Source organism: Limnothrix sp. CMB-01 (assembly GCF_055193175.1).
The window spans coordinates 190,724-210,501 of sequence record NZ_CM143720.1 but is presented as its reverse complement, the minus strand read 5'-3'; the positions used below and the strand labels follow the sequence as shown (position 1 = coordinate 210,501).

The window sequence follows — 19,778 nt, the reverse complement described above, 5'->3', positions numbered from 1 at the left end:
TTACATCCTGAATTTGTATCGGCTGACTTCGATTGGCCTTTGCTCCCGATCGCTTGCCCATTTTGAAGATGAAAAATAGCCATTGGGCGATGGAACAGTTGGCCAATCGAGTCAGGCGATCGGTTTAGGAAAGGGTCATTGCTAGGGAATTTAGAGGTTGCTTCTCAGGTTGTCTTCAAGCCTTTTCAAGTTCAAGCCTTTTTCAGTCCTTTTCAAGTGGCTGCTTCAAGTGGCTGTCAGGCTATTTCTTAAACATTTGCAGCATTCGATCGGTCACCCAAAAGCCACCAACCACATTCACCATGGCCAGCACAATGGCCACCAAGCCCAGAATGGTGGGGCCGCTGAGTTGTGCTGCGCCGCCGGCCAAAATTGCCCCCACCACGGCAATTCCAGAAATGGCATTCGCACCGGACATCAAAGGGGTATGGAGCGTGGGAGGCACTTTGTTGATGATTTCAAACCCCACAAAGGAGGCCAAAACAAACACCACCAAACCCGTTACCAAGGTTTCACTCATGAGGCCAACACCATTGATTCAGCCGAAGGGGTTTCTGAGAGCGTGGCGACCAAATTTCGCACCCGATCGTTGCGAATTTCACCGCCGTGGGTGATGCAAACCGCATCCAAAATGTCATCGGCAAAGTTGAACACCGGTTGCCCATCTTTGATTAACCAGTCCAACAGGGCCGAACAGTTTTTGGCGTATTGCATACTGGTGTGGGTGGTGACCGTGCTGGCCAAGTGCATCGGGGCCAAAATTTGCACCCCATTCACCACATGGTCATGGCCCGGTTGACTGCATTCACAGTTACCGCCCTGTTCTGCGGCCAAGTCCACAATCACGGAACCGGGCTTCATTTGGGCCACGGTGTCGGCGGTGACCATGATCGGGGCACGGCGGCCGGGAATTTTGGCGGTGGTGATCACCACGTCAGCCCCGATCGCCCGTTCAGCCACGGTGGCTTGAATCCGAGCTTGCAAATTATCGGAAACCGCTTTGGCATAACCGTTTTGCCCGCTGGTTTCTTCCTCGATCATCATTTCCACAAACCGGGCCCCGAGGCTTTGCACCTCGTCGCGGGTTTCCGGGCGGATGTCAAAGGCTTCCACCACGGCCCCCAATCGGCGGGCGGTGGCAATCGCCTGCAACCCGGCCACACCCACACCCAACACCAGCACCTTGGCCGGCGGAATGGTTCCCGCCGCTGTGGTCAACATGGGGAAATATTTGGGCAGGGCCGCCGCCGCCAACAGCACAGCCTTGTAGCCGGCTGCGTTGGCCTGAGACGAAAGGGCATCCGCCACCTGAGCACGGGTGCTGCGGGGCACGAATTCTAGGGAAATCGCTGTGATGCCCCGTTCTGCCAGGGTTTTGATGGACTGAGGGCGATCGAGCGGCTCCAAAAAGCCCATCAACATCGATCCCGATTTCAGCCAACCCAGTTCCTCATCGGTGGGGGGCAAAACCTTCGTCACTAAATCCGACGTTTGCCACAGTTGAGCGCGATCGCTCGTCACTGTTGCGCCCGCCGCTTCATAGGCCGAATCCGTAAATCCTGCGCGTTCTCCCGCGCCGGTTTCCACGGCAATCGCTAGCCCTTTTTTGACCCAACGAGCTACCACGTCGGGAACCAGGGCCACGCGCCGTTCATCCAGCGCCACTTCTTTCACAACCGCAACTTTCATACGCGTTCGCTTCCGCGCAACTGCTTGCATCCTAGGCCGATCCCCCGGTTGCGATCGGAATTTTCAACTTGTCTTATCGATCGCGCGATCGAGTGATGACATTTATAACAACTTGCCTAAAGGAATTTGTTGTAATTTCGTGGGCTTCCTCAAGAACGCTCATCGCCTTGAGAGATAAGCTTTTCCCTTTCTTTGAAGAAAAACAATCATCGTCAAAACCACTTCATTAGAGGAAAGGATTTTGCGGTGACTTTATTCCAGCAATTCTTAAGAACATCTTTAGGGAATTGCTAGGTAAAAATAGGGATCAAATGCCCAAGGCGTTTGATTATGCTGAAACTTGATTTTGAAAAATTTAAAATGAAGACGGAGCCTCTTTTTGATCCCATAGAAAACTTGATGAAGTTTCTGGGTTTCTTCATGAAGTTCTGCAACTGGCTTGTAACGAGCCAGGGGAAGTAACCCAGCTATCAGGGAGAGAATGGGTTGCCGTCTGGCCCCCGATCGTCTCGAATTCACCCCAATTCACTCTGCCCTGATACGACTGAAGGGGAAATTTCCCCGATCGCCCCGGGATCTGCCTTTGCGCGGTGGGAACGACCCGATCGGCTGTAAATTAAGGGGAGTCAGCGTTTAGCGCCGCCTTGCCATGACCTCCAAACCCAACCCCAAAACCAGCAAAACCACCCCCGAAACTCCCGCCAAGAAAATGCCCTCACCCCTGGATTGCCTGGGGGGTTCCGGGATTTCGGCGGCGATCGCGGTGGGAGCCGGCGCACTGACCTATAAAATTGCCCAAACCTTTGCCGCCCACCCGATCACCAGCACCAACCGCCTCACCCTCAGCATTGGCGGTGCGGTGCGTACCTTGGTGGTCGGGGTGGGAACCCTGGGAACCTTTGTCTTTAGCTTTGTGGCCCTGGGGTTGTTGGCGCTGATGGTGCAGCTTTGGGTGCAGGGAAACCGGGGCGATCGGCCCACCGATGCTTAGGAGCACTTGCTTAGGCGCACAAGCAGTAGAAATCATTGACATCCTCCCCGTCCTAAAGGAGCGGGGATTCCGGCCCTAGGCAAACAACTGAAGTTGCTCGACTAGACCACGGGTTGACGCTTCATCGGCTGCTACCAGCGAACTGGATTTACGCTGGCCTCCACGTCCGTTTTGAGTCTCGGACTGCCCGCCCGCGACTTGGATATTGATGGCGGCATTCACATCGCGATCGTGAATTGCCCCGCATTGCATACACACCCACTCGCGCACGTCAAGGGTTTTCTTGCCACCCAACTGGCCACAAGATGAACAACGCTGGCTAGTCGGTTCCCATCGACTGATCACCTGGAAATCCCGCCCGTAGCGGATCGACTTGCCCTCGATCATCTGTCGGAAGCTGTACCAGCCAGCATCAGAAATCGCCCGCGCCAACTTGCGGTTTTTGACCATACCCGACACATTCAAATCTTCCAGAACGATCGCTTGGTTCTCGCGAACGATCCGGGTCGATAACTTGTGCAGGAAGTCAGTTCGTTGATCCTTGATGCGGGCGTGAATCCGGGCCACCTTGCGTCGGGCTAGATATCGACGCTTGCTGCCCTTAACCTTGCGGCTGAGGGATTTTTGAGCACGGCGCAATCGCTTGAGGGATTTAGCCAACGGCTTGGGACTTAGTACCTTTTCACCCGTGGACAGGGTGGCGAAGGTGGTCAAGCCCAGGTCGATCCCCACTCCATCATTAATAGCCTTCAGGGCGATTGGATCTACTTCACAGACAAACGATGCAAAGTAGCGATCGGCTGCATCCTTGATGATCGTCACCGATGATGGATCCGATGGCAGTTCTCTTGACCACTTGACTCGAACACAACCGAGCTTGGCTAGGTAAACCGAGTTGGGTTTAACCGAAAAACCGTTAGTTGTGAAGCGAATAGATTGAGTTGAGTGTTTCTTTTTGAACTTCGGAAACCCAATCTTGCGGCCTTTGCGCTCACCCTTCAAGCTTTTGAAGAAATTACGAAAAGCCAGATGGGCATCTTGCAAGGATTGAACTAACGGCACAGATGCAACTTCCGATAGCCATTCACGTTCAACGGTTAGCTTGGCTTGGGTAATCACCCGTTTCTGAATTTCAGTATCGCTAACTTTCTCCCCTTGCTGATAGAGGTCTTGACGCAACCGAATTGCATCGTTGTAGACCACACGAGCACAACCGAACGTCTTCGCCAGCATTAATCTTTGCAGGCGATTGGGATAAATTCGGTAGCGAAATCGTGCTTTCATAACTAACATTATAAGTGGGGTTGATCGAACAAGCCGCCCTAGAAGGGCGGGGCTTGTACCCTTTATTTTGGTCAGAAATCGGTAGGGCGTAATGGGTGCGGAACTCCAGCAATTGAGCATCCCCATGAAAACGGGGGTGTGGATTTTGGGCGATCAACTGTGGCACGAGCAGGCGGCGTTGGTGGCCTGTGCGGGCGATCGGGCAAGGGTTCCGGTAATCGCGATCGAGTCCCTGGCCCATGTGCGCCAACGGCCCTACCATGCCCAAAAGTTGGTGTTGGTTTGGTCGGCCATGCGCCACTTTGTGCGGGAGTTGCAGGATATGGGCTGGCCCGCCACCTGGGCCGAAGCAGAAGATTTCGCCACGCCCCTCCGCGCCTGGGTCGTCAAACACCAAATCGATCGGCTGCTGGTGATGGCTCCGGTCGATCGGCCCTTTCAGCAAACCCTGAATCAGCTCGATTTGCCCTGCAAACTGGAGCAAATCCCCAATAACCAATTCCTCTGGAGCGAAGAAGAGCTAGCGGACTGGTTTGGCAGTCGCAAACGCTTCCTGATGGAAGATTTCTATCGGGAAGGGCGCAAACGATTCCAAATTTTGATGGAGGGTTCCAAGCCCGTCGGCGGCCAGTGGAATTTCGACAAGGACAACCGCCAACCCCCCAAGGGGCCGCTACATCCACCCGCGCCGCTGGAGTTTGCGCCCAACGAAATTGTGCTGACGGTGATCGAAAAGGTGCGATCGCTCGATTTGCCCACCTACGGATCGATCGACTCCTTCCGCTGGGCCACCACTCGATCGCGGGCCCTCGACGTACTCGACCACTTCATCGCCCACCGGCTCCGCACCTTTGGCCCCTACCAAGACGCGATGGTGACGGGCCAGGAAACCCTGTGGCACGCCCTGCTCTCGCCCTACCTCAACATCGGGTTGCTGCACCCGCGTGAGGTAATCTTTGCCGCCGAAAAGGCCTGGCGCGATCGGGGCCTGCCGATCGCCAGCGTCGAAGGCTTCATTCGCCAAGTGCTGGGCTGGCGGGAATATATGCGCGGCATTTATCTGCAAGTGCTGAAGGCTGACGAGGAACCGCCCTACCCCGATCGCAACTGGTTTAACCACCAACATGCTCTGCCCCAGTGGTTTTGGGACGGCAACACCGATTTGAACTGTCTGCGCCAAGTGCTGCAACAGGTCGATCGCACCGGTTATGCTCACCACATTCAGCGGCTCATGGTGCTGTCGAATTTTGCCCTGATTGCCGGTCTGAATCCCCAGGAAGTTGAGAACTGGTTCCACGCGGTTTTCATCGATGCCTACGATTGGGTGATGCAAACCAATGTGATTGGCATGGGGCTATTTGCTGATGGTGGGGTGCTAGCTTCCAAGCCCTACGCCGCCTCGGCTCACTACATCAACCGCATGAGCGACTATTGCAAAGGCTGTCGCTATAGTCCGCGCGATCGCACGGGCCCGAAAGCTTGTCCGTTTAACTTTTTCTATTGGGATTTTCTGGCACGGCACGAAAGCAAATTGCGATCGCAGGGGCGCATGAGCCTGATTTTGAAACATCTGGAAAAAATCCCCGCTGAAGAAATGGCCGCAATCCGCGCTCTCTCCGTGGCCTGGCATCGTCAACAGCAATTATTGAATGAGTAGAATATCGATATTCTCAATCTCCAGAGCCGGAAACTTGAGTTGAATAAAAGGTTAATCAGTCAACCATGACCGAACCAATATCGACCTTATCCAACGGCCCTCCCGATCGCGATCGTATCCTTGCTATGCTGCGGCAACTCGCTCCCGATCTTCATCGAAAATATGGTGTAACCCGTCTTGGTATTTTTGGTTCAGTGGCCCGCAATGAAGCCAAGCCTGATAGCGATATCGATATCGTCTTGGAATTGACCGTGCCGGATCTATTCACAATGGTGGATATCAAAGCAGATTTAGAGCAAATTTTCCAACGCTCGATCGACCTAATTCGTTATCGCCCGCGCATGAATCCCTATCTGAAACGCCGGATCGATCACGATGCAATTTATATCTGAGGCTTAGGATATCAAGGCTCCAAAATCTTGACCAAAATTCGGAGCAAGCTCTCCAAATCATCAGGCACACGATACAAAATCAGGCTTTGCTCCACTTGCTTCTGTGATCGATCTAAGCGGCCAAATTGCCAAACATCACCCGTAGACACCGCACCCAACAAATAATCTTGATCGCTATCCGTCCATTGATCCAGCGCAATTAACTCCACCGCCAACTGCGTAAACCCACGCGCTAAATCAGCATTCTTCGCCTCAATCACCAGCAGCTTTTGCGCCGCATAAAGATAATAATCAAGAGAGCCTTTCAGTTGCTCATTAACCATTAGGGGATATTCAATTCGCAGTTGCGCCCGCGTGTAATGCACCACATCCAACAACAATGGTGCAATTAACAATTCCCGCCGAGCCGCTTCACTGCTGAGGCTAATGTAAGGCAAGCTCTCTTGAATACGTGTTTTCAGATCTTCCAGGCGATCGAGCGGTGCATTGCTGTGGGGCAAGACCAGGCGCGATCGCTGCAACGTATAACCAAACTCCGCCAAAATATCGTCCGGCTCATAGGCCATCTCAAAATATTGCCGAAAGCTATAGGATTGCCCCGGACGCAGAATGCTTGGTCTAGTCATCGCAATTCATCTCCAACCACAGCACTAAAAATGAAAAAGCCTTGCTCCTTCATGCAAACAAGCTGTTACCTGGGGCGAAACACCTAAATTACGCATTCGCTCCAATGAACGGTAATTGTCATGTTGGCCGGAAGCAAAGTCCAGCGAAAATGACAACTCAATGACACGACCGTTAGGGTTAATCAAAAATTGACGAGCGCTAGACATCTCGCCAGACAAAAAAGATATATCACCCCAACCCCGATAAATTGTTGGGTCAGACATGTGCTCCAAACTATCAGCAGTTGCGCCAAGATAGCGTCGAACCGCTTCTTTCATAGATGCCGCTTGAGCCGCTGAACCCACATAAGCTTGAGGATTTTGGGGACAAGCTCGCCGCAATTGTTCCCAATTAACTGTTTGCGCTGACGTGGGAGTTGCAACCAAGGCTAATCCAACTAGAGCGATCGCCGATTGACGAAGAATGAATGATCTCAGCATAAATGAATGACTTCAAAATTATTTCTAGTGTATTTCTGGAAGCGATAGGATTGCCCCAAACGCAGGCTCTAACATTAGGCTAACTCTGATCCTATTAACCATGCTCATATAGATCGAATTTGGGATCTAGCCAAATTACATGAAACACGTCCCGAATACGGTATCCCACCATCGGCGCTTTGCCAGAGAAACGCAGGGCAATGAAGAAATCCACATCTTCAGTGATGTGGTTGGGAATAGGAGCTCTGATGCTCTCTCGGGCAATTTTTTCGGCCCCTAAACCATGGCGATCGGCTGCCCAAATGTCTCGCCAAGTCATTTGACTGCGTTTCCATAAGGCTTTGGCAAAGTCCGCTTGTTCACGCCGATCGCAAGCATCCAAATCAAACCCGGCTTGTAAGTGGCGCAGGCAGAAGATGGGGTGAGCCTGATCATAATTCAGAATCTTTTCAACAGAGGGTTCAGCAATTCTCCCCCGTCCTGGTGATGATGGGATGGTGGGTGACTGGATGCGTTTTCTCTTACCCATTACCCTGCTACAAGCTGACTTTTAAAATAGTCGCGCATGAGATCGTGGGCGATCGCGCAATCTTTTTCTGTGCTTGTCCAGGGTTTTTCCTGGTGCGTTAAATTGGCCAGCACTGTTCCTGTGTACTTACCAAAAACACTATAAACTTCATCAATCAAATCACGAGTATCACTGTCAATCTTTTCAGGATTAAAGTCCTTATTTTCAGGTAGTGAATTGCGCCCAAAATCTTTGTACTGGACGTAAATTTCTGGAATCACTGGTCCATATTGCCAAGCCCTGATTTCGTCTGTGAAAAGTGGGCGATCTAACAAGGCTAGGTGAAACCCCTGTGCGTAGTAGAGTAATTTTTGGAGTTTCATATTGGTAATGTTGCCATCCTCTTCAAGGTTGGCAAGATGAATAAAATAACTTGCAATATCGGTAGCTTTATACATATGCTTACTCCAAACTCGCAACCAATTTTATTGATTACTGTTGTCAATTACAGTATAGCAAATTCAGATTGCACTGATTGCTCGGGAATAGAGCACCACCCAAAAAAATCGGGCTAGTGGGACACACTAACCCGATCGCCCTGCCGCTCAAGTAGAGCAAGCAACTCTTAGGAAGGAAACTTAGCGGTAGTCGCGATTTTGGATATCGCGCAGGCGAGCTTCGGGGCGCTTGAAGCGATCCATTTGCGCCTCGAAGAATTTGCGGTTGGCCATCAGGTGTTCCGGGTTTTCGTCATCCAGCGGATAGAGCAACGCCGCCCGCAGCGCTTGGATGACGGCGGAGGTGACGCAATACATCGATCGCTGGAAGGTAATTCCAAGCTGGATCAACATATCGTCCTCGCCCCGGCAATGTTGGTGATAGTAATCCAACAGGTATTGCGGCAGGAAATGCAACATATCTTGCATCAACTGTGTGGGCGGAATCCCAGCGGTTCCGACGGGGAATACGTCCGCGTACAGAATGCCGTAATGGAAGTCCGCTTGCTCGCTGGGCACTTGACCCGCCTGGGCGTTGTAGGACTTGGTTCCCCGGAACGGAGCTGTGCGATAAAACACCGCTTCCACGTAGGGCAATGCGGCATCATAAAGCCACATGAAGCCCTTATCTTTAGGAACCAAATCGAACCATTCGCCGCGAATATTTACCCGGTGATAGATGGGGCGACCGGAGATCGCAAAGATGCCATTAATCAGGAAGTTCATGGCATCGGGCACACCTTTGAAGCCGCCTTCATCGTAGATGTCCGACATTTCAAAGAACACCGGAGCCATGATTTCCCAGAACAGCCCCAAGTTGCTGTAGTAGGACATCATCCGGCATTGTTCAATGAAGGCTTCGGGGAAGAGTTTATACATCCCCAACATGATCGGATTGCCTTTGAAGTAGGCTTTGATGGCGCGATCGCAGTTTTGGCGATATTCCTCGGTGTTTAGAAAGTCATCAAACCGGTTTACGCCCGCATACATTTTGCGATGCCAGAGCATGGCTTGCATACAGGCTTCTGCGAATTCCATGTTCACCCGATCGTGCCACAGGTGATGGAACAGCTTCGGCATTTTCACCGTTTCACCCTTGCTCATGAATTCGAGCAATTCCGGGTGCGCTGTGGCAATGCCGCGCCAAATTCGTAGGTCGGCGGTGTCGCCCGCGTAGTGGTTCGGCAGGTCTAAATATTTCTGGGGTAGGAAATATTTAAAGAAGGGAAACGGATTCAGGAAAACTTCTTCAGCGATGTAAAGCAAGTCCCGCCAATAGAAGTCCATCGGCACCGCATAGGCCTTGTAGATCCCGATGATTTGCATCAGGTTTTCCGGCGTGTCGGGCAACATTGCGCCGCCCGCTTCGAGGCGATGGATGACTTCCGCAAATTCGTGCTGCGATGGGGGAATTTTGGGGGCGGTGTCCGGTTTGATTGGGGTCTGAACCATGATGTTGTAGAGAAAATTCCAAGGTTTCAGAGAAGTCTGGAGAGGGGCAATTACACCCGATTGATCGCTGAACGGTGGGTCAACCTGTGGGGGGCGCACGGCTGTGCGCCCCTACCCGGATCTGTCCTTAATCGATCGCGGGGGCCTTTAGGGCTGGTTTGGTTGGGGCGATCGCCACCGGTTGGTTCACGGTGGGAATCGCGGCGATCATCGCGTCCGTCGTCGGCTCGATCCACTTCACCAGCCAGGTGGGTTGAATCCCCAGCCAGACGATCAGCCCGGTCAAAATCAGACCCGGCAGGTGCTCATCAAACCGCACCGCCGGATAGTAGGCGGTGGCGTTGTCCAGGCGGCCAAAGCAGGTGCGATTCAGCAAAATCACGAAGTACACCGCCGTCAGCCCGGAAGCCAGGATGCAGAGCAGCGAAATCACGGGATAGGTGGTGAAGCTGCCTTGGAACACCATGTATTCCGCCACGAAGCCGACCATGCCGGGGATACCGGCGCTGGCCATGCCCGCCAGCACCAACAGGCCGCTGGTCAGGGGCAAGCCGCGAATCGGACTCATCAACCCGTTCAGCTTGTCCAGGTCGCGGGTGCCGACTTTCTTTTCAATCACACCCACCAGGTAGAACAGAATCGCCAGGATCAAGCCGTGGCTGACCATTTGGGCCACAGAACCCAGCAGGGACAGGGGGTTGAGGGCGGCGGCGGCGACGATGATGTAGCCCATGTGCCCGATCGAGCTGTAGGCCACCATCCGTTTGATGTCCTTTTGGGCGATCGCGGTCAATGCGCCATACATCACGCTGACCACACCCACCAGCGCCAGACCCGGGGCGATCGTCCCCCAAGCATCGGGCAACAGACCCAAGCCGTAGCGTAGCAAGCCGTAGGTGCCCAGCTTAGCCAGCACACCACCCAGCAACACCGTGGTAGCGGGCGACGATTCCACGTAGGCATCGGGCAGCCAGGTGTGCAGCGGCACTAGGGGAATCTTGATGCCGAAGCCAACGACCAACAGCAGCAGGCAAATCAGTTGAGCGTTGTCAGACAGCTTTTTGATGTCGATTTGCCCAATGTCAAAGCTGGTGGAGCCACTGAGCCAGGTCAGGGCCAGGAAGCCCGCCAGCACAAGAATCCCGGAAATGGCGGTGTAAATCAGAAATTTGGTGGCGGCGTAGCTGCGTTTTTGTTCGCTGCCCCAAATCGCAATCAATAAATAGAAGGGAATCAGCTCCAGTTCGTAGAACATTACGAACAGCAGCAGGTTTTGGGCGAGGAATGCGCCGTTAATCCCGGCGATCGCCAGCAAAATCATCGAGTAGTAGAGCCGGGGTCGCTGTAAGTCCCGATCGCTGCTACAAATGGCGATCCAGGCCAGCAGGGCGGTCAAGCCCACCAACGGCAGGGACAACCCATCCACACCCAGGCTGTAGCTCAAGCCCAGTTGCGGCACCCAGGGCAAATATTCGGTCATCTGCGCCCCGATCGCATTCACATCGACCTGGGCAAATAAATACAACGTCCACAGGGCGATCGCGCTAGCAATGGCCAGGCTCACCTTTTTCAGTAGGGCGGAGTTGGGCTGACCGGGCCACAGACCCACCAGGGCCGCCCCGATCGCCGGAATTAAAATCAATGCGCTCAACATAGGCTTTTACTGTGACATTGCTGTGATTTACGGCTGTAGTCAAACGACGCGCTAACGCTGAATCACTGGGGGAGCAAGGGGCTTAAGCCCCTTGTCTGGTCTGGGTTCCGGGTAGGGGCGCACCGCCGTGCGCCCCAACAGGTTGACCCCATGGCGATCGAAGATGATCGGAACCTAGGGAACCGTCGGAGCCAGAATCGGCCAAGCGACCAGCGCCCCAAACAGCACCACCCCCAACAGAATCGACAGGGCATAGAACTGCACTTGGCCCGTGGTGTTGTAGCGCAAGCCTTGGCCACCCACCACCGTCAGCGCCCCCACCGCATTCACAAAGCCATCGACAATGAACCGATCGATCCAGAACAGCACGCCGGACACAGCGCCCACCACCAGCACGATCGTGTTGCGATAGAGCTTCGCCGTATAGAGGTCATAGGCAAAGAAATCGCGAATCGGAGCCGGAATCGAATGTACCGGCTTAGCCACCTGCGGATTCAGGTACAGCGCCGCCGCTGAACCCAAGCCCACCAGGGACGAAGTGGCCAGGGCGATCGCCTCCGTAGTGCCCAGACTCGGCAACACCTGCCATTGGATCAGTAACAGCGGCGTATGCAACACCACCCCCACCATCACCAGCGTTGAGAAACTCATGGGCCAGAGCACTTCCGGGGCCCGCTCGGTCATGGGTGACTCGGAGCCAAAGAACACCAGCCCAAAAGTCCGCATCAGGCTAAAGCCCGTCATGGCGTTGATCAGCAGCAGGGCCGCAAAAATCAACGGCTGATTGGCTTCCAGCAAGGCACCACCCAGGGCCGACAGCGACCAGAAGCAGCCCAAGGGCGGCACGGCCACCAAGCCCAGCATCCCCACCAAGAAACCCGGGCCGGCCGCGGGCCGCTTGGGCCAGAGGCCGCCCAGTTGGGTTACATCCTGGGTGACACAGTTGGAAATCACGCAGCCAGCGCTCATGGTCAACAGCACCATGGCCACCGAGTAGGTGAAGCAGAGCAACAGGGCCAAATCCAATTGGCCAAAGCCGATCGCCACGAACACCAAGCCCATGTAGGCACTGGTGGCGTAGGACAGCACGCGCTTGATGTCGATTTGGGCGATCGCGATCGCACTGCACAGCAGGGCCGTCACCAAACCCACCGACCATTCCACCGTCACCGCCACGGGCGACAGGGCAATCACCGGCTGGAATTTCACCAACACCCAAGCCCCGATCGGGACAACCACCGCATTTCGCAAAATCGATGCGGGCAGCGGCCCTTCCATGGCTTCATCCAGCCACAGGTGCAGCGGGATTTGGGCACATTTCCCGATCGGGCCAGCCACCAGGGCCAAGCCCAGCAGAGTCGCCACGGTCGGGTCAAGTTCCGCCGTCTTGGCCCACTCGGTCAAGTCCGTAAAGTTCCAAGTCCCGGCGATCGGCAGCAGGGCCACCACGCCCATCAGCAACACCAGGTCACCAACCCGCTTGGTCAGGAACGCATCGCGTGCCCCCGTCACCACCAGCGGCTGGCTGAACCACAGCCCCACCAGTAGGTAAGTGCCCAGGGTCAGGATTTCTAGAACGATGTAGCTGAAGAATGCCGAGTCGCACAGCACCAGCAGGCACATGCCGCCTTCAAACAAGCCCAGCAAGGAATAGAACCGGGCCCAACCCCAGTCCATTTCCATGTAGCCGACGGCGAACAGTTGCGCCAGGAAGGTAATCCCGGAAATCAGGGCCATCGTGCCCACGTTCACCACGGAAGCCTTGAGGTCAAGATCCACATTCAGCCCCGCCGCATCCAGCCAGTTAAAAGAAATGGTGGCTTCCGGCTGGTTCCAAATCAGGGGCAGGGCGATCGCGCTGTGTAAAAACGCTAGGCCCGTAGACAGAATGTTGAAATAGCCCGCCGGTCGCGGGCCGGTGCGCCGAATGAAGGCCGGCGACCAAAGCAGGGCCAACAGCCCGCCAAAGAGGGCGTAGGTCGGCACCAGCCAAAGGTTATCGATAATCCAGCGATCCATAGGCGTTTTCCATGGGAATCAGGGTACGAATAGCAGGTTTCGGGCGCAGAATTTTGGGCCGCAGAGTCTGAAACAGACAATGCAGCAACGCAGTCCTGTTATGCAAGTTTAAGAATGCTTTAGTTGTTTTTAAGATTACTGGGTTCAAAAGGGAAAATCTATAAGCAAATGCTTGGAAACTCCGATGAAGGGTCTAAGTGTGGCTTATTGCTAATCCCTGACATTTAGGATCCCTGTGAGGGCCGATCGCCAGGGCCAATCAAGAGTTTTGGGTCAATGATCCGGATGACGATCGCGCTGTGGGGCTGTAAAGGACTATGAGACGGACGGCAACGGGCGATCGTGACTGATCAGAACTGATCAAAATAGTTGATCAGCAATCTGACATTGCTAAGTATTTATTACTAAGTATTGATCGCTAGACCATGATCCTGGATCTGAGCCACAGATTCGATTAATGGATTTAACTGAAGGATTCGATTTGAAGATTCGATACCCCATTCCCTCAAAATTCAATCCCCTCAAATCCCAAGTGAATCCCAAGTGATTGAATAGGCATCAACTGGGCAACGAATCTCATCAGCATTGAACAAGTCGGCAAATATGGGGATCGAATCATGGTGCACCACCCACTGGCGCAATCATCGGTAAAAACTGGTTCGCAAATGAGTTCGCAGATGAATTCGCACAATCATTCCCCAACTTGGATCCAGCAGCGAATCCAACGATCGGCCCCCGGATGGTTGGGGCTATGGCTCTTGGGGGCGATCGCTGGGATGGGAATGGTTGTTGGGGTGGGGGTTTTGCCCGCTGCGGCCCAGGCTCAGGATTGCCGGGATCCGCAAGATCAAACCACCATGAACCGCTGCGCCTATGAAAGCTGGGAACGGGTCGATCGCACCTTAAATCAAACCTACCAACGGGCGATCGTCCGGCTCAGTGCCCCCCAACAGCAACAACTGGTGAGTGCCCAGCAAGCTTGGATCACTTTCCGCGATCGGCACTGTGCTTTTGCGTCTGGCGAGTTTGAAGGTGGCTCCATGCAACCGTTGATCGAATGGAGTTGCAAGGAGATCGTGACCCAGGAGCGGCTGAACGATTTGCAGGCCTATCGCCGAGGCACAACTCCTCCCGCTGGTCGCCTCAGCCAACCCGCTGCGGATGCGGCTTTAAACCGCGCCTACCAAGCCCTGTTGCAAGCCCAGTCGGGCAGCCAGCGATCGCGCCTGATTGCGGCTGAGGAGGCCTGGATTCGGTTTCGAGATCGCGCCTGTGCCTTTGAACAAAGTCTGCAATCAACGGGCGATCGCTGTGTGATTCGCTTATCCGATCAGCGCACCGTTGCCCTGGAAGAAGCCTTGAGCAACCGTTGACCCCAGGGAACTGGTCTGGGGAATGGTGATCAAACTTGAATTGATCGAACTTGAATTGACCGAACTTGAGTTGAGTGAACTAATTTGGGCAATTTCGACTGTTTTTGTAAATTTTTTTGTATCAATTCAACTTTGTAGAGTGAGCCGCCAACCAATTGCTCCCGGCGCAGGGAGTGGCGGCGGCCCCCGATTTTTCAAATTTGGTCTATCGTAATCTTGAGGAACTCTAAAGACTCTTGCGAAATTCTTGTCTGAGAAAAATTGATTTTCTCAAGACTTGCTTTGCAGAAATCGCCAAAAACAAACCGAAATTCACAATAATTTCAAAAAAATTGCGATTTCTGAGCATAATTCACACTTTTGAAAATATTTAGACAAACAATGAATGAAAAACCTTGATCAGGGTGGATTATTCTCAAAGAAATTAGCCCACAGGAACCCCGCGATCGAGTGATTGGGGTCTGAAACCTTGATTGCTGAGTCAGTTTAGATTAATCACAAATCACTAAAATGACAGGGTTCAGATAATCGATCACTCGCGGTCAGTTCCGTTGTGCAGCAAAATTCGGTCAATCGCCAGGTGGGAATAGATAGCTATCGCTAGGGGCTGTTTTATTTGTCGTGAACCGTTGCTGGGGTTGGAATGGGATCGAGGTTGAGTTTGGTCGCTGCTTGGCAAGCCTAGATGATGCCGCAACCTCAACTGAGCAGAAATTGAGCAGAAAACCTTGATCAGAAAACAGTTTTCATGATTCAGCAGTTGCGACGTTTGCCACTCCCGATCGTGTTGGTTGTGCCATTCATGGCGCAAATCTTGGTCATCGTGAGCTTGGTGGGATATTTGTCCTATGCTGGTGGCAAATCGTCCATTTTGGGTGTGTTGACGCAAATGCAGCGGGATACGGCCGATCGCGCCGATGACCTGTTGCAGGAGGTTTTGCGCGGGCTGCAAGACGCGAACCAACGAAATGCGAATAATTTGCGCCCGATCTTGGGCCAGCAGATTCAACAAACCAACACCATGCCCCAAGGGGGGCAACTCGATCGCCACCTGTGGAATCAGGTGATTACCAGTGATGATGTGGACTTGGTGGGGTTCGCAACGGCCACCGGGGAGTTCACGGGGGTTGAGCGTAACAGTCGGGGCAAGCTGCTGATTCGCAGCACCACTGATAACGGGGAACTTTGTCGCTATCTCGTGAACCATCAGGGCGATCGCCAGGCCCAGGTTGATTGTTTGTCAAGCGTTCCCAATCCAGATTTTCGACAGCAGCCTTGGTATCGAATGGCGGTTGGGACAGGGGAACCCACTTGGAGCATTATTGATCCCCCTTTTCAGAAAATCACGACTTATTTAAGTGTGACTCAACCGTTGTGGGGCGATCGGGGCCGCCCATCGGGCGTGTTGATGGCGGGGCTGCGGCTTTCGCATCTGGGGCAACGGCTGGCCACAATGCAAGCGGGAAAACCAGGGCAACTCCTGATCTTGGAACGGAGTGGCCATCTAATTGCTGCCTCCACGGGGGAAAAACCGGCGGTGCTGCCCTTGTCTGGGGGAGGTCGCCAGCGCCTGACGGCCACCAGCAGCGAAAACCCCGTGACGGCGGAGGCTGCCCGAGCCACAATGCGGTTGATTCAGGGCCAGCAACCACTTCAGGATCGCCAAGCCACGATCACGGTGAACGAGGAACAGTACGCTGTTTTCTTGCGGCCGTTCAACGATGCCAGCGGTTTGGACTGGTGGTTGGTGGTGGTGACTCCCCATCAGGTCTACAGCAGCCCCCTGGAGCAAAATCGATGGCTGATTTTGGGGTTGTGTGGCGGTGCAATGGTGCTGGCGGGGTTAACGGGTTGGGGGTTGGCCCATTGGGTGACGCGGCCGTTGATGGAGGTGCATGAGGCAGCCCAGGCGTTGGCCAGTGGCCAGTGGCAGCGACGGGTGACGGGGGACGATCGCCCCGATCGCTTGGGGGAATTAGCCCGGGCCTTTAACTTCATGGCCAATTGCGTGGAGGGGGCTTTTATTCAACTGACGGCCCAAAATCAGGAGCTACGGCGAATCGATCGGCTCAAGGATGAGTTCTTGGCCAGTACTTCCCATGCCCTGCGATCGCCCTTGGCGGGGATGATTGCCATTGTGGAGTCTCTGTTGCGGGGGACGGGCGGCCCGCTGACTTCCCTGCAAAAAACAAATTTGGAACTGTTGTTGACCAGCAATCAGCGCCTGCAAAACTTGGTGAATGATTTGCTGGATGTGGCGCGGTTGCGCTACGGGGATGTGCGTTTGGATCCGCAGGCGATCGATTTGCGATCGGCGGTGCAGGTGGCGATCACGATGTTGCAGCCCCTGGCCGATCGCCGACACCTGACCCTGGTGATGCAAATTCCTGACCAGTTGCCGCCAGTGATGGCTGACCCCGATCGGCTCCAGCAGATTTTGCTGAATCTATTGGACTATGCCATTCAACAAGCTGCGGGCCAACAGATTCTGATTGCGGCTGAGTTTTTGTCTGAACAAGATATGGTGCGGGTTTCAACGCTCGATCGGGGCCCGGAACCGGCGATCGGGTCTTGGGGGCAAGAGTCGGCCCTTGCTCAGGAGGGTTCGGTGCTGCCCCTGATCGCTGATTCTCCCTCGTCCCTAGTCCTAGAGCCAGCTCAGTTAGATTCCATTGGTGGCCTGAGTGTAACCATTACCAAGCGCCTGGTGGAATTACATGGGGGAACGTTGGCTTTGGGCGATGTCTGCGGCCATGGCTGGGGGAATCCCTTGGGGAATCAGCCGGAGAATGCCCCGGGAAATCAGGCAACGACTGCTGCTCCCACAATCCGCGAGCGCATCAGTTTCACAATCCCGATCGCCTGGACAGGGGAACCTCCCACCCTCCAGATTGCCCCCAGCGACCATTGGACAGCGCCCCAGCCCCAGCCCCCAACCACCGCCGATCCCGATTTGCTGCCGTCTCACATCCTGGTGGTGGACGATGATCCACTGATTTTGCAAGGGCTGGCCAATTGGTTGGCGCTGGAACCGGGGTTTCGGGTGTCTGTGGCCCTCAGCGGGCGATCGGCCCTGGCCCAAATTCAGCAAGGCCCGGTACCTGACTTGCTGTTGCTGGATTTGCGAATGCCCGACCTCACGGGCTACGAGGTGATTGCCCAGTTGCGCCAAACCTGGTCACCCCAGGCCTTGCCGATCGTCCTGTTAAGCGAGCGAGCCTGTCCCCAGGAAATTGTGGCCGGCTTGGCGGCGGGAGCCAACGATCACCTCACCAAGCCAGTAACGGCCAGCGAACTGATTGCCCGCACCCGGGCCCATTTGCAAGTGCGCCAACTGCAACTGCAACAACAGCGAGCGGCCGCCGAGCATGAGCGCAAAATTGCCCTGTTTCTGGATGCGTTGCCCGTGGGGGTGGCGGTCTATCAAGCGGGGGGTGACCTGCTCTACCTGAACAGCTTGGGGCGACAACTGCTGAATTTAGATCCGAACTTAGACCCAAGTTTGGACCCAAGTTTAAATTCGGCTGCGCCCTTGTCGGTGTCGCTGGCCGATCGCCTGTATCGGGCCGGAACCGATCAACCGATTGAGCTGGCCCAGATCCCGGTGCAGTTAGGCGCAACGGGCCAAGCCGCCGTGACGGAAACCATTGAACTCGATCGGGGCAGCAGGCGCATTCCCTTTGAAATGCGGGCTGTGCCCATCACCGATGAAGCGGGGCAGGTGACCTATGCGGTGGTCACCTTTCAAGACATTACCGAGCGCCAAAAAACCGCCACCATTCTGGCCAACTATTCCCGATCGCTGGAAGCGGAAGTGGCCAATCGCACCGCAGCCCTGATTGAGTCGAATCGTCAGCTCGAAATTCAAATTTTGGAGCGGCAACGGGCTGAACAGGCACTGCAACGGGCCAACCAAGAACTGACCCGCTTGGCGCAACTGGATGGGCTAACCCAAGTGGCCAATCGACGTGGTTTTGACGAGCACCTGGCGCGGGAGTGGGCCCGCTTGGCGCGATCGGGCCGTCCCCTGAGCCTGTTGCTGTTGGATGTGGACTGCTTCAAGGCCTACAACGATTGCTATGGCCATCCCTCCGGTGATGACTGCCTGATTCAAGTGGCACGGGTGTTAGCAGACATGATTTGCCGGCCGGCGGATCTGGTGGCTCGCTATGGGGGAGAGGAGTTTGCCATTATCTTGCCGGAAACCCCTTTGGAAGGGGCGATCGCCATTGCCCACCAAGTCCGCACCCGGATCCGTGGTCGTCAATTGCCCCATGAGCGATCGATCGTGGCCCCCTTTGTGACGGTTAGCATTGGCGTGTCTTGCCTCGTGCCTAGCAGTGACTGCAAACCTGCGACCCTGATTGCCATGGCCGATTCAGCGCTCTACTGTGCAAAACAGGCCGGGCGCGATCGCTATTGTGTGCGAGCCAATCACCCCTCGATCGGGCAAGCGGCGGTCTAGCCACGGTGGAAATTAGCAACTAATTCGAAACTCACTAGAAATTTTTGGAAACTTTTGGAAATTTGATGAGCACCCCGGAGTTGGCTAACCTGGTTTGGCTACCGGTTTGGCTAAAACCTCCATGTCCTCCGTGATTTCTACCATTGAGCTGTATTTAATTCGCCATGGCATCGCCGCCGAACGCGGCACTTATGTTAACGATGACGATCGCCCCCTCACCCCCGTGGGCCAAACCAAAACCCGCGCCATGGCCGATCGGCTGCGGGAACAGAAGCTGTGCTTTGACACCCTGGTCACCAGCCCCCTCGTGCGGGCCCGGGAAACCGCCGCCATTCTGCAAGGGGTGGGTTTGGCCGCCCAAGTGGAGACTTGGCCCGAACTGACACCCGATCGGGCGATCGACCCTTGGTTAGAGCGCTACGATCAGTGGCGAACCCAGCACCTGGCCCAAGCCGCCTTTCCCGCCAAGCCCTCTTCCCGGCTGCGGCTGGCCCTGGTGGGCCACGAACCCACCCTCAGCCAGTGGGCCAACCAACTAATCTGGGGCGATGGAAACCCGATCAATGATGCACGGGACACAATCGTGCTGAAAAAAGCAGGTATTATTGGTTTGATTTTGCCCCCCATGGGTTCTCCTCTTGGTTGCAGCCAGCTTTTTTGGCTGACCCCTCCCCGATTATTCCTATAGTTT

Annotated in this window: 17 protein-coding genes; 7 read left to right on the top strand and 10 right to left on the bottom strand. The window is 54.7% G+C overall.

The window, feature by feature from the left end; translation table 11 throughout:
- Positions 1-241 precede the first annotated feature (241 nt).
- Together ACZA91_RS00855 and ACZA91_RS00850 are read right to left on the bottom strand one after the other, a co-directional pair.
- On the bottom strand, positions 242-520 hold the full coding sequence (locus tag ACZA91_RS00855) for an NAD(P) transhydrogenase subunit alpha part 2 (RefSeq protein WP_099535096.1): 279 nt from the start codon (positions 518-520) through the stop codon (positions 242-244).
- Positions 517-1,689, bottom strand: a complete 1,173-nt coding sequence (locus ACZA91_RS00850) for a Re/Si-specific NAD(P)(+) transhydrogenase subunit alpha (protein WP_099535094.1) — start codon at positions 1,687-1,689, stop codon at positions 517-519. The genes ACZA91_RS00855 and ACZA91_RS00850 overlap by 4 nt, the downstream gene beginning before the upstream one ends.
- A 486-nt stretch (positions 1,690-2,175) precedes the next feature.
- On the opposite strand from ACZA91_RS00850, the gene ACZA91_RS00845 reads away from it, so the two are divergent.
- Together ACZA91_RS00845 and ACZA91_RS00840 are read left to right on the top strand one after the other, a co-directional pair.
- The gene (locus tag ACZA91_RS00845; protein WP_255512348.1) at positions 2,176-2,304 is read left to right on the top strand and encodes a hypothetical protein; all 129 of its coding nucleotides are present in this window, start codon (positions 2,176-2,178) and stop codon (positions 2,302-2,304) included.
- Positions 2,305-2,338: 34 nt separating this feature from the next.
- A complete protein-coding gene (locus ACZA91_RS00840; protein ID WP_190354865.1) occupies positions 2,339-2,680 on the top strand; it encodes a DUF3082 domain-containing protein in 342 nt (113 codons plus the stop codon).
- A gap of 75 nt (positions 2,681-2,755) precedes the next feature.
- Here the strand turns inward: ACZA91_RS00840 and ACZA91_RS00835 are convergent, their stop codons facing one another.
- On the bottom strand, positions 2,756-3,964 hold the full coding sequence (locus ACZA91_RS00835) for an RNA-guided endonuclease InsQ/TnpB family protein (RefSeq protein ID WP_463184235.1): 1,209 nt from the start codon (positions 3,962-3,964) through the stop codon (positions 2,756-2,758).
- Positions 3,965-4,088: 124 nt separating this feature from the next.
- Here ACZA91_RS00835 and ACZA91_RS00830 point away from each other — a divergent pair, with 124 nt between their 5' ends.
- Positions 4,089-5,621, top strand: a complete 1,533-nt coding sequence (locus ACZA91_RS00830; protein ID WP_463186483.1) for a cryptochrome/photolyase family protein — start codon at positions 4,089-4,091, stop codon at positions 5,619-5,621.
- 65 nt (positions 5,622-5,686) lie between these two features.
- Positions 5,687-6,013, top strand: a complete 327-nt coding sequence (locus tag ACZA91_RS00825) for a nucleotidyltransferase family protein (RefSeq protein ID WP_463184233.1) — start codon at positions 5,687-5,689, stop codon at positions 6,011-6,013.
- Positions 6,014-6,024: 11 nt separating this feature from the next.
- On the opposite strand, the gene ACZA91_RS00820 is transcribed toward ACZA91_RS00825, so the two are convergent.
- From ACZA91_RS00820 to ACZA91_RS00790, 7 genes are all read right to left on the bottom strand, one after another.
- Entirely contained in the window at positions 6,025-6,639 is a 615-nt protein-coding gene (locus ACZA91_RS00820) for a hypothetical protein (RefSeq protein WP_463184231.1), read from the bottom strand.
- A 24-nt stretch (positions 6,640-6,663) separates the two neighbouring features.
- Positions 6,664-7,065 (bottom strand): hypothetical protein, encoded by a 402-nt coding sequence (locus ACZA91_RS00815; protein WP_190535536.1) that lies wholly within the window; start codon positions 7,063-7,065, stop codon positions 6,664-6,666.
- A gap of 148 nt (positions 7,066-7,213) precedes the next feature.
- Positions 7,214-7,648: a hypothetical protein gene (locus ACZA91_RS00810; protein WP_190530034.1), complete on the bottom strand. Its 435-nt coding sequence runs from the start codon at positions 7,646-7,648 to the stop codon at positions 7,214-7,216.
- The gene (locus ACZA91_RS00805) at positions 7,648-8,085 is read right to left on the bottom strand and encodes a Panacea domain-containing protein (protein WP_463184230.1); all 438 of its coding nucleotides are present in this window, start codon (positions 8,083-8,085) and stop codon (positions 7,648-7,650) included. Before ACZA91_RS00805 ends, ACZA91_RS00810 begins: the two co-directional genes overlap by 1 nt.
- 180 nt (positions 8,086-8,265) lie before the next feature.
- A complete protein-coding gene (locus ACZA91_RS00800; RefSeq protein WP_099535082.1) occupies positions 8,266-9,576 on the bottom strand; it encodes a CO2 hydration protein in 1,311 nt (436 codons plus the stop codon).
- 127 nt (positions 9,577-9,703) lie between these two features.
- Positions 9,704-11,230 (bottom strand): NADH-quinone oxidoreductase subunit M, encoded by a 1,527-nt coding sequence (locus ACZA91_RS00795; RefSeq protein WP_463184227.1) that lies wholly within the window; start codon positions 11,228-11,230, stop codon positions 9,704-9,706.
- Positions 11,231-11,404: 174 nt separating this feature from the next.
- The gene (locus ACZA91_RS00790; RefSeq protein WP_463184225.1) at positions 11,405-13,249 is read right to left on the bottom strand and encodes an NAD(P)H-quinone oxidoreductase subunit F; all 1,845 of its coding nucleotides are present in this window, start codon (positions 13,247-13,249) and stop codon (positions 11,405-11,407) included.
- A gap of 677 nt (positions 13,250-13,926) precedes the next feature.
- Between ACZA91_RS00790 and ACZA91_RS00785 the strand changes: the two genes are divergently transcribed.
- The 3 genes from ACZA91_RS00785 (at position 13,927) to sixA (ending at position 19,775) form a co-directional block, all read left to right on the top strand.
- A complete protein-coding gene (locus ACZA91_RS00785; protein ID WP_158234541.1) occupies positions 13,927-14,622 on the top strand; it encodes a lysozyme inhibitor LprI family protein in 696 nt (231 codons plus the stop codon).
- A 748-nt stretch (positions 14,623-15,370) separates the two neighbouring features.
- Positions 15,371-19,087, top strand: coding sequence for a diguanylate cyclase domain-containing protein (locus tag ACZA91_RS00780; RefSeq protein ID WP_463184223.1), 3,717 nt, complete (start codon positions 15,371-15,373; stop codon positions 19,085-19,087).
- Between the two features lie 106 nt (positions 19,088-19,193).
- Complete coding sequence (gene sixA, locus ACZA91_RS00775; RefSeq protein WP_463184222.1) at positions 19,194-19,775, top strand: phosphohistidine phosphatase SixA; 582 nt, start codon at positions 19,194-19,196, stop codon at positions 19,773-19,775.
- Positions 19,776-19,778: the final 3 nt, after the last annotated feature.